Source organism: Streptomyces sp. NBC_01446, assembly GCF_026340095.1.
GTDB lineage: Bacteria > Actinomycetota > Actinomycetes > Streptomycetales > Streptomycetaceae > Streptomyces > Streptomyces aureus.
Genome location: NZ_JAPEPO010000001.1, coordinates 827,725 through 841,273 on the forward strand (window position 1 = coordinate 827,725; position 13,549 = coordinate 841,273).

A 13,549-nucleotide genomic window follows, 5' to 3' on the forward strand; every position below is an offset into this window, starting at 1 on the left:
AGAAGCTCTTCATGTCCACTGACACCACTGCCGCTGCCATCACCAACACCCCGGTCACTGCGGTTCTCGGCCTCGGCGCAATGGGCCTGCCCATGGCGACCCACCTCGCCGGTGCCTTCCTGGTGCGCGCCTTCGACGTCTTCGAAGAGCGCCGCGCTCTGGCCGACAAGGCCGGTGCCACCCCCGCCGCGACGCCCGCCGACGCGGCGAAGGGCGCGGACGTCGTCGTCATCGCCGTCCGCGACCAGGAACAGCTGGAGTCCTGCCTGTTCGGTGGTGGCCTCGTCGAGGAGGGCGCCGCGGCGACGCTGCGCGAGGGCGCGGTCGTCGTCGTCACCTCCACGGTCGGCGTCGACGGCGTGCAGGCCGTGGCCGCGCGCCTCGCCGAGCAGGGGGTACGCCTGGTCGATGCCCCGGTCAGCGGCGGCGCGGTGCGCGCGGGCACCGGCGACCTGCTGATCATGGTCGGCGCGGACGAAACCTCCCTCGACGCGGCCCGGCCCGTGCTGGACCGGCTCGCGTCCGCCCTGCACATCGTCGGTCCGCGCATCGGCGACGGCCAGATCATGAAGACCGTCAACCAGCTGCTGTGCGGCATCCACACCGCGGCCGCCGCGGAGTCCCTCGCGCTGGCCCGCGCGCTCGGCATCGACCTGGACCGTGCCGTCGACGTCCTTGGCCAGGGAGCGGCCTCGTCGTTCATGCTCGCCGACCGCGGACCGCGCATGGTCCAGCAGTACGAGGTCCAGGAGGACGGCACCGGCGGTCCCGAGCTGCGGTCCCGGCTCGACATCATCCGCAAGGACATGAACATCGTCGTCTCTCTCGCCAAGAAGGCCGGCGTGGCCACCTCGGTCGCGGCTGCCGCTGACCAGCTCTACCAACTCGCCATGACCCAGGGCCTGGCTGCTCAGGACGACTCGGCACTGGTGACGCTGCTGTCCCCGCGCACCGCTCGGTGAGCCCACGCCAGACGGACCACACAGGACGGGACGCCGCCCCGGTTAAGCTGACGGGTGGCGCACAGGGTGCGCTCAGCTGGGGCAACAGGGCCCGCACAGCACCGGCCACAGCGGAAAGAGGCGACGATGGGAGCAGTCGGCAGACAGGTGCGCCCGGCAGGGCTCGGCAGGACCGTCCTGATGGACGAGGCGTACGAGGCCCTGCTGGCCCTCATCATCGACGAGGGCCTGGCCCCGGGCACACCGCTGCGCATCGACACCATCGCGAAGGACTGGGGTGTCTCTCCGACACCGCTCCGTGAGGCCCTGGCCAAGTTGGAGAATACGGGCCTCGTGCAGCGGGTGCCGCACCGCGGCTACACGGTGGCACCGCTCCTGGACGACCGAGGCTTCCGTGAACTCATGGCGGCCCGGCTGCTCATCGAGCCCTACAGCGCGCGCCAGGCGTGCGAACGGGACGCGTCCGGCGCGGCCCGGATCCTCGCCGAGCACCACCGGGAGATGACCGCTGCGGCGGACCAACGGGAGACGGACGACTTCCGCAGCTACATGCAGGCCGACTCCGCCTTCCACGCGGCCATCGCCGAGGCCGCGGGCAACCGCTTCCTGTCCGCCGCCATCGATCCGCTGGGAGCCCACATCCAGCGGTTCCGCCGCTTCACCGGCGGCCGCATCAACGACACCGAGGAGGCGCTCGCCGAACACTCCGCAGTGCTACGGGCCTTCCAGGCGAGCGACGCGTCGGCGTGCGAAGCGGCGATGCGCGCGCACCTGGAGGGCGTAGCTCACCGGTCGTTCGGACAGGCTGTATCAGATCCGGCCTGAGGTTTCCGAACGGCACAGGCTGCCCGTGCGGCCGGATACGGTGCTGCGCTGGCTGTCCGACACAAGCCTGCGGATCGGCGGGCTGACCGGGCTGCATCTGGTGGACCTGCACCTGCGTGACGACGCACCTTGTGGCGACTGCAAGCACCATCACCTGCATGTTCGCCATCGGTGGGGCAGTGTGAACCGGGCCGCTGCGAAGATCAAGCCGGACTGGAAGGTCGTCGACGGGGTCGTGACCGAGGGCGAGATCTACCGGTCCAGTCCTGCCATGGTCAACAGCTACTTCAAGTACATGACGACGGAGTACACGAAGTACGCCGCGGGACATGGCATGTAACTCATCCAGCTGGCGGGGCCGAACCGGGGTGAGGCGTGGTCGGCGTATGCGGCCGGGGGCATGCTCTGTCGGACGGGCCGCTGGGCCGGGCTCGCGGTGGCTCGGGCGGCGTTCAGCCGCCCCACCGAGACGACTCCAACTGGTCTCAGTTTGAGGGGCGTTCGTGAAGATCAAACCGCGTGAAGTGGCCCCACAGGGCGATTGAGCTGGGACCACTTGGACGGTCGTCCGCGCTCGGGCTCGTCCGCCGGGGCAAGCACCTCACCCACCCGCGAGCGAGCGATGGCCCATTCCTTCCAGTCCCGCTCGGCCACGGCCAGTTCCGCCTGGATACGGTCGGCCTCCTCCCGCAGCTCGTCCACGCGGCGGCGAGCAAGGAGCTCGCGCTGTTCAAGCAGCCCCACGACCGACGGCATCCATGATCTCCACAGCCCCCGGCCGCCCCGGTTTGGTCCTGCAGGAATGTATCCGCCCCCGAGGCCGCCACCGCGTCAACGGTCATGCCGTCCACGCCGGGGGCACCCCGGTTTGTGCACACACCGGCCCACGCCCGCCGAAGAACGTCCATGCGGTGGACATGGCTCAGCACGCCGGCGGCTGCCGTCGCTGCGACCCGGCGACGGGTCCGTACGATCCACAAGGCGTTCCAGGAGGCTGGCTGCATTCTTCGAGCGTGCGCGAGCCGGGACACGGAAGGATCACACCGCCGTTCCGGCATCGACACAAGTCGGGTACGCGACACATTCCGCTCGTAGACCAGTACGCGGTCATCTGGCGGCCTCACCGGTCGGCAATCTGTCGCCAGGCCGCATCCAGTGCCTGGGGCAGGCCGGCCAGGCGATCCTCGACCGACTGGTGCAGGCTCAGCCCCGCCAGGAGTCTCGCGCATCGCCTCCCGGCGCGCCCCGTCCAGCAGCCTCGCGCGCGGGTCCGCCCAGCGGTTGGACGGCGCGGCGAAGACATCCCGACGGTTCAACGCGCGGTGCGGCTGCTCCAGCACGCACACCACCTACGCGTCGCGGTCCACCGTGCTCTCGGGCAGCCTGGCGGTGGCGTACACCGCGCGCCGCCACATCCCAGGAGCGCACGCTGAGCTGGCTGGTGCGATCGAGGCGCCTGGTGCGGGATTACGAGGTGCTGCCCGTCATGCAACTGGCGATGGTGCAGTGGTCGATGACCATGCTGATGAGCAGCCGCCTGGCCGGACGCCGCCGGGACGCCAGCATGCTCGACGCCGTCGCGCCCTACGGCAAGCGCATGAACCTGCACGGCGGCTATCTGCCGGCGCTCGACACCGACGCCATCACCACCGTGCTGGCGAACGCCGCCGCCGCACCCGCGAACCCCGGCGCCACCACCATCAACCTCTGGTGCATGGGCGGCGCCATCTCCGAGGACACGGCCGAGGACGCCATGGCCTTCTCCCGTGAGGGCGCCGCCTGGCTGTGGGAGGCGGTCAGCATGTGGGACACGTCCGAGCACGACGCTCTGTACGAGCAGTGGGCGACGGCGATGGCCGAGGCGATGCGCCCTCACTCACCGACGAACGGCTACACCAACCTCACCGACGACCAGGGCTCGCAGTGGCGCCGGACCGTTCACGGCAGTGAGGCCAAGCACCGGCGGCTGGGCGCCGTCAAGGCCGCCTGGGACCCCGAGAACCTGCTCCGCTTCAACAAGAACATCACTCCCGAGTCCGCCGCGCCGGTGCACTGACTCCGCGTTCAGTCCGGCAGTCCCCAGGGGCGCCGCGCCGACAGTGCGGGCACGTCCCGCGGTGCGGGACCGGTGATCCTCTTGCCAGCAGGGGTCACCAACACCACGGCGCCCTTCGGGAGTTGGATCACAGCGCGCCCGACACCCGTCGTGCGGTACGGCAAACGTCGCCCCTGCTCGTCCCGTACGTCGATGTCCCCGCTGATCCCGTGCTCCAGGTCGAGCGGCGCGCCGGCCTCGCTGTGTACCCGTACCCATCGGGTGGCGCCGTCGGCCCGGTGGGCGTCGATGAGGAAGGCGCCCTGGGCGCGCAGGCCCTGGACACTGGCGTCGGGCCAGCTCGCCGACACACCGGGGAAGACCCGCACCGGCCCGGAGTGGCTCTGGATCATCATGTCGACCACGGACTGGCCTGCGGTGAGCGGGGATTCGACGGCGAGGTTGCCGCCCTCGACGTACATGGTGTTCTCGGTCATCCGGGAGTTGCGGAACACGTTGCCATCGGTGAAGTACGTCAGCAGGTCGAGGGCCTGCTCGGGACGGCCGATCCGGGCGGCCATCGAGGACGCGGCGGCGAAGCTGTAACCCGCCCACTGCGTACGGTCCTTGACCCAGTGGTCGAAGGTGGTGTCAATCAGGGCACGGTCGGCGGGGCGCGCGTGGTCGTACTCGGCGAGCGGAAAGAGCCAGAGCATGTGTGAGAAGTGCCGGTGCGACTCGGTGAGCGGCTTGTTCGCGCCGACCATCACCCCGGTCGCGTCCTGCGGGTAGGGAGTGAGCCGGTCCAGGATCTCCTGCCAGCGCGCCGCCTTGGGGTGCGTCGTGCGCAGCAGCTTCAGGCACTGCAGGAGGGTGGTGCAGCCCCAGCGCACCAGGGACAGGTCGTAGGTGCAGTCCTCGGCGTCGGCCCACTCCGGTGAGCGGGTCAGCGGCAGATGCAGGGCGCCGTCTGAACCCTCGTACAGGAAGTGGTCGTAGAAGTTCACCGCGCGGGTGAGGATCGGGTAGAGCACGTCGCGGACGATCGCCAGGTCCATGGAGTGGCGGTAGCTGAGCCAGATGTTGTGCAGCGCCCACAGCAGGTTGCCGGTGTTGTCGGTCTTGGAGGCGGTGCCGGGGATGCCGACCGTCTTTCCGCCGGTGCGCAGCATCCAGTCCGAGGGGTGCGCGAGGGCGTAGGTATCGCCGTCACGGTACTCCGCGGGGACGGAGGTGGGGAGTTCTGCCTCGAAGGCCTTGAACGTCGAGGTGACGGAGTCGAGTTCGGGATGGTTGGAGCCCTGCAGCAGCCAGCTGGCGATCTGCACGTTCAGGTTCCACCAGACGGCGGTCCAGCTGCCGCCGGTCTCCGGATACCACGGACCCCACTCGGACAGGGACGGCCCGTTCGCGCGGGTGGCGCTGGCGAGCTTGTACAGCTGAATCCAGTAGAAGTCCTGGATTCGCTTGTCGGGTACGGAGACGAAGCTGCGGCGGTAGTAGCGGTGCCACCAGGATCGGTGTTCGCTCAGCAGGCCCGTGGTGGAGGCGGCGAGGGTGCGGTCGACCGCGGCGAGGGCGAGGCGCGTGGTGCCGCTCAGCTCCTCCGGGTGCCGGTAGACGACATGGGCGGCCAGCACCCGGCGGGTGCCGTCGCGGCGCTCGCGCCAGGCCGTGGTCCAGCCGCCGCCCGCTATCAGCGGCTGCTCGACATAGGAGGTGCCCTCGGCAGTGCCGGTCGCGGGGTCCGGGTTGCCCACGTAGTCGGCGGGCTTGTCCTTTGTGCGCGACGTGGTGGCGGGCATCCAGGTGAAGGACCAGGCCGCATCCTCTTCCCCCGGGCTCGGCTCGGTGAACGCCACCAGCCCGTCACGGGAGTTGTGCACCAGGATGCTGAACGCGACGCTGCCCCGGACCGTGGTGATGGTGCCGCGCAGTTCGGCGTCGTACAGGTCGAGGGCCCAGTCGACGGCGGTGATCTCGCCGGAGAGGCTGAGGGTGAGACAGCCGATCGGCAGCCGGGAGTAGCCGATGGCCGCACGCCACTGCCCGCGCTGGTCCTGCACCTTGGTGTGGCTGAGCATCACCTGGAGGGTGTTCGCGGCGGCGCCCTTGGAGACGACGGCGCCCAGCAGCCCGTTGCCGAGCAGTGCGCCGTCCTTCCAGTCGGCGGGCAGCGTGCGCCAACGCAACGAGGCGTCGCGCGCGACCCGTTCATGGGGCGAGACATCGGTGGAATGCGCGCTCGCCCCCACGGTGGCGGCAGAAGCGGCCCAGGCGGAGGCGGTCTGCGGGAGAAGCGTGGCTGCGCCCACTCCGGTGGCCAGAGTGAGAGCGGTCCGCCGGGATGGGCGGGAGAGTGCGGCCGAGACGCGCCTCTCGTTCATAAAAGTGACTCCCATACTCGGAGGTGAACCCGCGTCCCGGGAATGATGCAGTCAACACCCCTTAGCCACAAGGGGTACTGAAGCAAAAGATCCGATCTTTTCGCGCGGCCGCGGACGGGAGGCCGCCGTCCTTGCAGTCCGGCGCGGTCCGATCGACCCGACGTAGCAGCACGCCCCACTCGAGGGCGCAGGCGTCATGGTTCTCGCAGTCGGAGGCCGCGTCCCGCGCACGAGGCGGCGGCCGCGGCCTACCGTGAGGTGCCGACGGCGTTGCGTCGGCACTCGGCACACGTGGGTGTGAGCCCCAGCTACGAGGCCCTGCCGGACACACCGCAGGCCCTGCGTCTCGCACGTCTGGCACTGGCGAGGCTTCGGGCCGTGGCCCGCTTCAGGCTCCGCCCGCCCCGACCCTCCAGCCAGGCAGGAACCGGCAGCGCGTTGCGCACCACCACCCACTCCGCGTCCGTCATGTCCGACGGACACCTGCGCACCCCGTTCGGACGGTCGGCCGCATTCCCGAACCGGTGCGCGAGGCAATCACACGACGGAACAGTCGAGTTGAACTCCAGTACGGCAAAAGCGGGAAGCGCCTGCCCACCGTCGACGATCTCTACGACCCCAGTCTGCTGCCGGAGGCGTCATGAACAGCGGCGCGAGCACGGGAGTTGAGACGACGGCGATGAACCCGGCCCCCACTCAACCAGTCATCAAGGTCCAGGACGTCAGCTTCGGCTACGGCGAGAAGACCATCATCAACCGCGTCAGTTTCGAGGCGCAGGAAGGAGAATTCCTCTCCCTCATCGGCCCGTTCGGCTGCGGAAAGAGCACACTGCCGGCAATGTTGGACGGCGTTCTCACCCCGGACTCGGGCTCCGTTCTCGTCGAGGGCACCATCCCCCGCACCGGGGTGGGTTCCCGCGCCACGGTGTTCCAGGGCTTCGCGCTCATGTCGTGGGAGTCCGTCCTGCACAACGTGACGCTGGGGCTGCGCCACAAGCGGCCCGAGCTGAACCGAAAGCAGCGTGCAGAAATCGGTCTGGAATACCTGGAGAAGGTCGGGCTCTGCGGGTGCCGATAAATCATCCGCGTAGGTCACGGCCTTGATTACCTATCGGCGAGCCGCGCAGACCTTTGATTGTCTTCCCGCGGACCAATTCGGACGGCATCATGATCTCTCGTGCTACTGCTCCTGTGCGCCCGCCGAAAATGTCGTCCATGCAGCTCAGGAGCCTATTCGGTAATACGGCAGGATAAGCACTCATGTTGCTTCGTCTCGCCTATCTGACCTGTGGGTGCCGAATATTACGTCGGTGCAGTTCAGCCCCCGCTATCGCGCCGACGACAGCGGTCGGCAATGATCACTGCTCATGCTCGTACGCCTGGCCTGCATCGCCGTCACTCACGCCTTCACCGCCCTGCGGCTGATCCCGATGAACGACCACGAGAAAGACGTCGAGATCCTCGCGCTGCGTCACCAGCTCGCCGTACTGCAACGTCGGCTCGGCAATCAGCGCCCCGGTTTTCAGGCGGCCGACCGCGCCTTCCTGGCCTCTCTCCTCGCCCCGCTGCCACGAGCCGCCCTGCGCCGGCTACGGCTCATCGTCTCCCCGGACCTGTCCTGCGCTGGCACCGCGACTTCATGAATAACCGTCACGTCCGCCTCAGCCGCAACCCGCGTCCCGGCCGCCCTCGCACAGTCACCTCCGTCCGCCGCCTCATACTCCGCCTCGCCGAAGAAAACCCCACCTGGGGCTACCGGCGCATCCACGGCGAACTCACGCTCCTCGGCATCAAGCTGGCGCCCTCCACCGTCTGGGAAATCCTCAAGACCGAAGGCGTCGATCCCGCGACCCAGCGCTCGAACGTCACCTGGGCCACCTTCCTGCACTCCCAGGCCGAGGCCATCCTCGCGATGGACTTCATCGAGACCGTCACCCTCACCGGGCAGCGTCAGTACACCCTCGCCGCCATCCACCACGCCCACCGAGGCGTCCGTGTACTCGGCACCACCGCGCATCCCACCCACGCCTGGGTCACCCAGGCAATCAAGAACCTGGTCATGGACCTCGAAGATGCCGGACAGCTCGCCGCCATCAAGTTCATGATCCGCGACCGCGACGCGAAATACCCCGCCGTCATCGACGACGCGATCGCCTCGGCGGCGTGCTCCACGAGTACCAACATGCCTCCTGGCCTGCAAGGACGTAATTGTCGGCACGTACAGGGCCATCGGGGGGTGAAGGGCGTCACGAGATGCGGAACCGGAGCCTGCAGATCACCGCGTCCGTGTCCTTCCGTACGGCGTGGGCGACGACCGCGCCCCGCTGGTTCTGCAGCAGCCGCTGCCACAGCCGGTCGGGCTCGACCTCGGCGATCAGCACTGTCACTCGGGTGCCGGCCTCGGTGGCAGCCGTCTCACCCACGTACGCGGCGATCGGGCGGCCCAGAGCACGACGCTCCGAGGTGAGCTGGATCAGCGGCACTCCGGGGTTCCACAGGGCCCAGTCGCGCGCCAGGGCCTCGGTCTGCGCACGGTCCTCGGCGTCCGGGTGGCAGACGGTGACCGCGCGCACCTCGTCGCCCAGGGAGGCGGCCGCGTTGAGGGCTTCGCAGGTCAAGCGCGACAGGTTCGACACCGGGACGATGACGACGGAGCGGTCGCGGTGCGGCGGATCGGGGATGCGCCCGAGGCCCAGCCGTTCCCCGATCCGCGCGTACGCCCGGTGCACCGTCTCGAAGGCCGCGACCAGCAGCGGCAGCGCGATCACGATCAACCAGGCGCCGTCCTCGAACTTGGTGGCGGTGACGACGACCGCGGAGACTCCGGTGAGCACCGCTCCGAAGCCGTTCAGCAGCGCCTTGCCCTGCCAGCTCCTCCCCCGCTGCTCAAGCCAGTGCCGGACCATGCCCACCTGGGCAATCGTGAACCCGATGAAGACACCGATGGCGAAGAGCGGCACGAGGGCGTTGGTGTCGCCGCCGGAGAAGACCAGCAGGGCGGCCGAGACGGCGGCCAGGGTCAGAACGCCGTGCCGGTGGACCTGGCGGTCGGCCTTCAGCGCGAAGACGTGCGGCAGGTAGTTGTCGCGGGCCAGCAGCTTCAGCAGGACCGGAAGCCCGCCGAAGGAGGTGTTCGCGGACAGCGCCAGAAGGATCATCGTCGCGAACTGGATGACGTAGAAAGCCCAGTTGTGGCCGAGGGACGCGTCCGCGAGTTGCGCGAGGACGGTGACGCCCTCCACCGGCTGGAGGTGGAAGCGCGAGATCAGGACCGACAGGCCGATCAGCATCACACCGAGTACGGCGCCGAGGGCGACCTCCGCGCGCTGGGCCCGGCGCACGCGCGGCACGCGGAAGGACGGCACGGCGTTGGCGAGAGCCTCGACGCCGGTGAGCGCACTGCACCCGGACGCGAAGGCCTTCAGCAGAAGTAGGGCTCCGACCGTGGTGGCGTTGTCCGCGAGCACGGAGGCGTGGCCCGCGGCGGCAGCCGTACTGACGGGCCCGGACCGGAACAGCCCGACGGCGATGAGCACCAGGATCGAGACGACGAACACGGCCGTCGGCACGATGAAGGCCCTCGCCGACTCGACGATGCCGCGCAGGTTCACACCCGTGATCAGGACGAGCACGGCGAGACATATCCACAGTCTGTCGTCGTACAGCTCCGGAAAGGCCGAGGTCAGGGCGGCCACACCGGCCGTGACGGCCACGGCGACGTTCAGCACGTAGTCCAGGACCAGCGAGGCCGCAGCCACCAGGCTCGCGCGGACGCCCAGGTGGGTCCTGGCCACCGCGTACGAGCCGCCGCCGTCCGGGAACGCGGCGATCACCTGCCGGTACGAGGCCACGAGCACCGCGAGCAGTCCGGCGATGGCGAGCGTGACCGGCAGGGTGAAGCCGAGGCCGTGTGCCCCTGAGGCGGCCAGCACCAGGACGATCGCCTCCGGGCCGTACGCCACCGACGCCATCGCGTCGAGGGACAGGGCGGCCAGGCCGGTGACGGCAGTGAGCCGATGGCGCTCGCCGGTATCCGGGGGTTCCTCGTCGGCAGGGGCGGCGCCGGCGGACTCGGCGGTCAGGACAGACATGGGACACGTGCTCCTTCACCTCATGAAAGGCCCACGTACACGGGGAGGCGATACGCGGATGCACCCACCTTCTGTCCTCTCACCGCCCTCGCCGACCACTCCTTGCGGCTTCTTCGCGCCGAATCCCCCGACCCTGACAGCGGTGTGACCCACAACGCCCCGACGACGCCCGATACGACACGGCCGTCATCCCCGCCTGTCCGCCGGATGCGGCTGCACCCCGGTCATGAGGATGTCCAGGCCACGCCGCGTCGTCGCCAGCACCACACGGTCGCCCGCACGCAGAACCTTCCCCTGCGGGGGACGCCAGTCGAACCCAGGTTGGCGGAACCGGATCCCGGCGAGGGCGTCCATCGACGACTGAGCGGGCCTGTCCGCGGCAGAACCCACGGCCAGGACCCGCCACTCGTGCTCCCGGAACGCCTCGTGGACCGAGCGGCCCTCGAGCTCGGGATGCCCCGCCACACCCACCACCTTGAACAACAGCTAGCCCCGCTCGACCGGCATCACCCCCAGCACGTGGCGACCCATCATCGCGGCGGCGAAGGACGGCGCGGCGAGCGCCGAGACACTGCGGCTGCGGGTCGGAGCCTGAGGGTAGGAGGCACGCAGGGTGCGCTGGACCCGTGGCCGCGAAGTCGTCGTCGTACAGCCGCATCACCACGCGCACACTCGGGGTGGCCTCACGTGCGGCCATCACGATGTCGAGGTTCTCGCTCGCCAGCGTCACCACGCTCACCGGCCATTTCGATCAACTGATCGGCCGCGGTGGCGTTGCCCCCATCGGAAAGACGCCGCAGCTCACCCATGTCACCTAGCTCGGCGGCCAGTTCGATCAGTTCGTCGACCGCATCCTCGTCACCCTTCTCGGCCCGCTCCCGCAGGACGGACAGGTCGGAGTCAGTCATGATGGACAACCTCTCCGCACTCGTCGGCCTGGGCCGGCCGGCCCAGGGCGACGAGTGTCCCAACTGGACACCTCTCCGCTATCCACCCGGAGTCGGCAGCTTGCCCGACGCTCGAAGTTCATCGCGGCGCGCGTGCCACTCGTCCCGCAGCTCGGGCAGCCGCTCACCGAGGAACTCGGCCAGCGTGACCATCTCAGCCAGCGGAGCGCGACGCTCTGGCGGAGCGTCGTCCAGCACCGCCAACCCCTCACGAAACAGAGCCGCATGCTCCTTGGGGAGGGCGGAGTCGAAATTCTGCGGCTGTTGACTGTCCGGGTTCAGACTCACCCGGTCCATCCCTTCACCGGCGACCCTCGTCCGCCGCGCCATCCGATAGCTCTCGAGCAGCTTGACGGCACCCGTGATGGTGCTTCGGCTCGCCAGCAGCGCTTCACCCAGCTCGTCGATCGTCTGCTGCGGAGGATCGCAGACGAACAGATACCCCAGCAGCCGCCCCGTCACCGGCGGGAAGCCGTACTGGCGGGCGTAGAAGCGGCCGACATGGTCGGCGAAGATCAGCTGGTGTCACGGGGCACATCGCCGACGATAGCAACCCTGCCCGAGATGACACTTATTTGTGTCATCTCAGTTGTTGCTCCCTGTTGCGCCTCACGCTTCAGCGGAACTCCGCGTACCGCGGCCGCAGCCCGAGGGCGGTGAGTGCGACCGCCGCAAGAAGCGCCCCAAGGGCCCAGGGCAGCAGTCCGCCCACGGCGGAGCGGCCCGCCTGTACCGAGGCAGTGAAGTGGTGGCGATTGATGTCGGTCACTTCGTCGAGCGCGGCCATCCACGCCCCGAAGTGCGCGTTGGACATGTCGGGCTGCCAGCTGATCCCGAACGCGACGGCCTCACGTTCCTTGCCCTGCGCGACCAGAGCACGGATCTTGCGGTCATCGCGCTGGTAGACGGCATACGTCTCGACCGCCTCCTCTGCCGCCGCCCGCTCGCCGGGGAAGGTGATGTTGTCGAGTTCGCGCCGGAACTCGCCGGTGAAGCGCAGGTCTTCGCGGTCGGAGCGGTACGCCTGCCAGGTCGTGGCGAGTTCGTCGTCGTACGTGGCGAGGGTCGCGCCCCGGACGCCGTACAACTTCTGCGAATTCGCCAGGAAGGCTCGCTCGTACTGGCCGCGACGCTCCTGATCGAGGAGGTAGCGGCTTTCGTCGGCGTTCGCGTCGTACGCGATCGCGCGGGCGCGGGAGAGCGCGACGACGGAGTCGAACGCGTCGCGGCGGGCGCCCCGCAGTTGCTCGGCCGTCTCGGAGAGCGCCTGAGCACCGAGGAGGGTGGCGAGCAGGACGCAGATGGTGGCGGCCAGGACTCCGGGGTTGAGGATCCGGTGGAAGCGGCGCGCCAAGTACCACTGGAGTACGGCGAGCACCGCAAGAAGCAGTACGCCGAGCGCAATGACAGCTGCGAGCTGCACGGAAAGCGCTGAACGGGCCTGCACGTACTGCGTGTTGAATGCCCGGTTGTTGGAGGCCACCAACTCGCGTGACTCCGGAAGGAGTTTGCGCTGCAGCAGGTCCGTCGCGTTCCGGTAGTCGGCAATGGCGGACGCCTTGCCGCCGGTGCGGCCGTCGTTCTCGAGAGCGCGCCCCACCAGTTCCTGATACTCGGCGAAGTGGTCGGTGAGGGATTCGACGGTGTGCTCGTCGCTGCGGTCGCCTTGGGCGGCGACGGCGAGGGTGCGCAGGTCGTGGCCGATGGCGGTGCGGGCGTCGCCGTAGAAGCCGACCGCTTTCTCGTACGGCGTCTCCATGTGCCCCTTGCCCGCGTCGCCGCTGGACAGCAGGATGTTCGCGGCCTGCGCGTCCATGTCGTTGAGGGCGAGGTTGAGGTCGGCGGCACTGGTGGTGCGCGGCGAGTCCCGGTCGGCGACCGCGTCCCAGGTGCCGGAAGCGGCGAGCCCGGCCAGCAGAAGCAGCAGCGCGAGGGCGGCGGCCAGCGAGACCGTGGACACGTGCAGGAGGCGCAGCCGCGCGGGCAGGGTGGCCCAGAAGCGGCGGCGCAGAGCGGCCCACGCGTCCACGGCCTCGCGACGGAGGTGAGGAACCGGCCGCGACCCCCCTCGTGGCCGCGGACCGGACCCGCCCCCGGGCGGGGCGACCGATCCGTGCTGTGGCTCTGCGACAGTCTCGGCCTCGGCCTCAGAACTGCGCGTGGTACCGGCCGTGATAGTCACGAGCCCTCCATCGTCACGCCACGGACGGTCGCCCGTGTCCCCCGCGCCGCTCAGTCTGCGACCCGAATCAGCCACAGATGTGTTCCATTGACGCCCTCCTGACGCTTCCTCAGCTGACCT

General features: G+C 69.3%; 13 protein-coding genes and 1 pseudogene. 7 read left to right on the forward strand and 7 right to left on the reverse strand.

Features of this window, described 5'->3' with window-relative positions; translation table 11 throughout:
* Positions 1 to 11: 11 nt before the first annotated feature.
* The 3 genes from OG456_RS03850 to OG456_RS03860 all read left to right on the forward strand — a co-directional run bounded on the left by OG456_RS03850 (position 12) and on the right by OG456_RS03860 (position 2,127).
* Positions 12 to 962, forward strand: a complete 951-nt coding sequence (locus OG456_RS03850; RefSeq protein ID WP_266557205.1) for an NAD(P)-dependent oxidoreductase — start codon at positions 12 to 14, stop codon at positions 960 to 962.
* A gap of 126 nt (positions 963 to 1,088) precedes the next feature.
* Positions 1,089 to 1,787 (forward strand): GntR family transcriptional regulator, encoded by a 699-nt coding sequence (locus tag OG456_RS03855; RefSeq protein ID WP_266557207.1) that lies wholly within the window; start codon positions 1,089 to 1,091, stop codon positions 1,785 to 1,787.
* A 25-nt stretch (positions 1,788 to 1,812) separates the two neighbouring features.
* On the forward strand, positions 1,813 to 2,127 hold the full coding sequence (locus tag OG456_RS03860; protein WP_266557209.1) for a hypothetical protein: 315 nt from the start codon (positions 1,813 to 1,815) through the stop codon (positions 2,125 to 2,127).
* 170 nt (positions 2,128 to 2,297) lie between these two features.
* On the opposite strand, the gene OG456_RS03865 is transcribed toward OG456_RS03860, so the two are convergent.
* A complete protein-coding gene (locus OG456_RS03865) occupies positions 2,298 to 2,543 on the reverse strand; it encodes a hypothetical protein (RefSeq protein ID WP_266569560.1) in 246 nt (81 codons plus the stop codon).
* 685 nt (positions 2,544 to 3,228) lie between these two features.
* Between OG456_RS03865 and OG456_RS03870 the strand changes: the two genes are divergently transcribed.
* Positions 3,229 to 3,843 (forward strand): BBE domain-containing protein, encoded by a 615-nt coding sequence (locus OG456_RS03870; RefSeq protein ID WP_266557211.1) that lies wholly within the window; start codon positions 3,229 to 3,231, stop codon positions 3,841 to 3,843.
* Between the two features lie 8 nt (positions 3,844 to 3,851).
* On the opposite strand, the gene OG456_RS03875 is transcribed toward OG456_RS03870, so the two are convergent.
* Positions 3,852 to 6,209: a glycoside hydrolase family 95-like protein gene (locus tag OG456_RS03875; RefSeq protein WP_266557217.1), complete on the reverse strand. Its 2,358-nt coding sequence runs from the start codon at positions 6,207 to 6,209 to the stop codon at positions 3,852 to 3,854.
* A 640-nt stretch (positions 6,210 to 6,849) separates the two neighbouring features.
* On the opposite strand from OG456_RS03875, the gene OG456_RS03880 reads away from it, so the two are divergent.
* From OG456_RS03880 to OG456_RS50410, 3 genes and pseudogenes are all read left to right on the forward strand, one after another.
* Positions 6,850 to 7,287 (forward strand): ATP-binding cassette domain-containing protein, encoded by a 438-nt coding sequence (locus tag OG456_RS03880; protein ID WP_266557219.1) that lies wholly within the window; start codon positions 6,850 to 6,852, stop codon positions 7,285 to 7,287.
* Between the two features lie 289 nt (positions 7,288 to 7,576).
* Positions 7,577 to 7,852 (forward strand): hypothetical protein, encoded by a 276-nt coding sequence (locus OG456_RS50405; protein ID WP_323136291.1) that lies wholly within the window; start codon positions 7,577 to 7,579, stop codon positions 7,850 to 7,852.
* Positions 7,849 to 7,974: pseudogene (locus OG456_RS50410) on the forward strand (integrase); the annotation flags it as partial. The gene OG456_RS50405 and the pseudogene OG456_RS50410, both read left to right, overlap by 4 nt.
* 481 nt (positions 7,975 to 8,455) lie before the next feature.
* Here OG456_RS50410 and OG456_RS03890 read toward each other — a convergent pair.
* The 5 genes from OG456_RS03890 to OG456_RS03910 all read right to left on the reverse strand — a co-directional run bounded on the left by OG456_RS03890 (position 8,456) and on the right by OG456_RS03910 (position 13,276).
* Positions 8,456 to 10,300, reverse strand: coding sequence for an APC family permease (locus tag OG456_RS03890; RefSeq protein ID WP_266557221.1), 1,845 nt, complete (start codon positions 10,298 to 10,300; stop codon positions 8,456 to 8,458).
* A 186-nt stretch (positions 10,301 to 10,486) separates the two neighbouring features.
* Positions 10,487 to 10,765, reverse strand: a complete 279-nt coding sequence (locus OG456_RS03895) for a hypothetical protein (protein WP_266557223.1) — start codon at positions 10,763 to 10,765, stop codon at positions 10,487 to 10,489.
* A 218-nt stretch (positions 10,766 to 10,983) separates the two neighbouring features.
* Positions 10,984 to 11,208, reverse strand: coding sequence for a hypothetical protein (locus OG456_RS03900; protein WP_266557225.1), 225 nt, complete (start codon positions 11,206 to 11,208; stop codon positions 10,984 to 10,986).
* Positions 11,209 to 11,286: 78 nt separating this feature from the next.
* Positions 11,287 to 11,709, reverse strand: coding sequence for a GbsR/MarR family transcriptional regulator (locus tag OG456_RS03905; RefSeq protein ID WP_266557227.1), 423 nt, complete (start codon positions 11,707 to 11,709; stop codon positions 11,287 to 11,289).
* Positions 11,710 to 11,863: 154 nt separating this feature from the next.
* Positions 11,864 to 13,276, reverse strand: coding sequence for a hypothetical protein (locus OG456_RS03910; RefSeq protein ID WP_266557229.1), 1,413 nt, complete (start codon positions 13,274 to 13,276; stop codon positions 11,864 to 11,866).
* Between the last annotated feature and the right edge of the window lie 273 nt (positions 13,277 to 13,549).

Excerpts from the sequence above, each read along its gene's own strand:
- OG456_RS03880 (WP_266557219.1), top strand. The coding sequence starts at position 6,850 with ATGAACAGCGGCGCGAGCACGGGAGTTGAGACGACGGCGATGAACCCG.
- OG456_RS03850 (WP_266557205.1), top strand. The coding sequence starts at position 12 with ATGTCCACTGACACCACTGCCGCTGCCATCACCAACACCCCGGTCACT.
- OG456_RS03855 (WP_266557207.1), top strand. The coding sequence starts at position 1,089 with ATGGGAGCAGTCGGCAGACAGGTGCGCCCGGCAGGGCTCGGCAGGACC.
- OG456_RS03900 (WP_266557225.1), bottom strand. The coding sequence starts at position 11,208 with ATGACTGACTCCGACCTGTCCGTCCTGCGGGAGCGGGCCGAGAAGGGT.
- OG456_RS50405 (WP_323136291.1), top strand. The coding sequence starts at position 7,577 with ATGCTCGTACGCCTGGCCTGCATCGCCGTCACTCACGCCTTCACCGCC.
- OG456_RS03875 (WP_266557217.1), bottom strand. The coding sequence starts at position 6,209 with ATGAACGAGAGGCGCGTCTCGGCCGCACTCTCCCGCCCATCCCGGCGG.
- OG456_RS03890 (WP_266557221.1), bottom strand. The coding sequence starts at position 10,300 with ATGTCTGTCCTGACCGCCGAGTCCGCCGGCGCCGCCCCTGCCGACGAG.
- OG456_RS03865 (WP_266569560.1), bottom strand. The coding sequence starts at position 2,543 with ATGCCGTCGGTCGTGGGGCTGCTTGAACAGCGCGAGCTCCTTGCTCGC.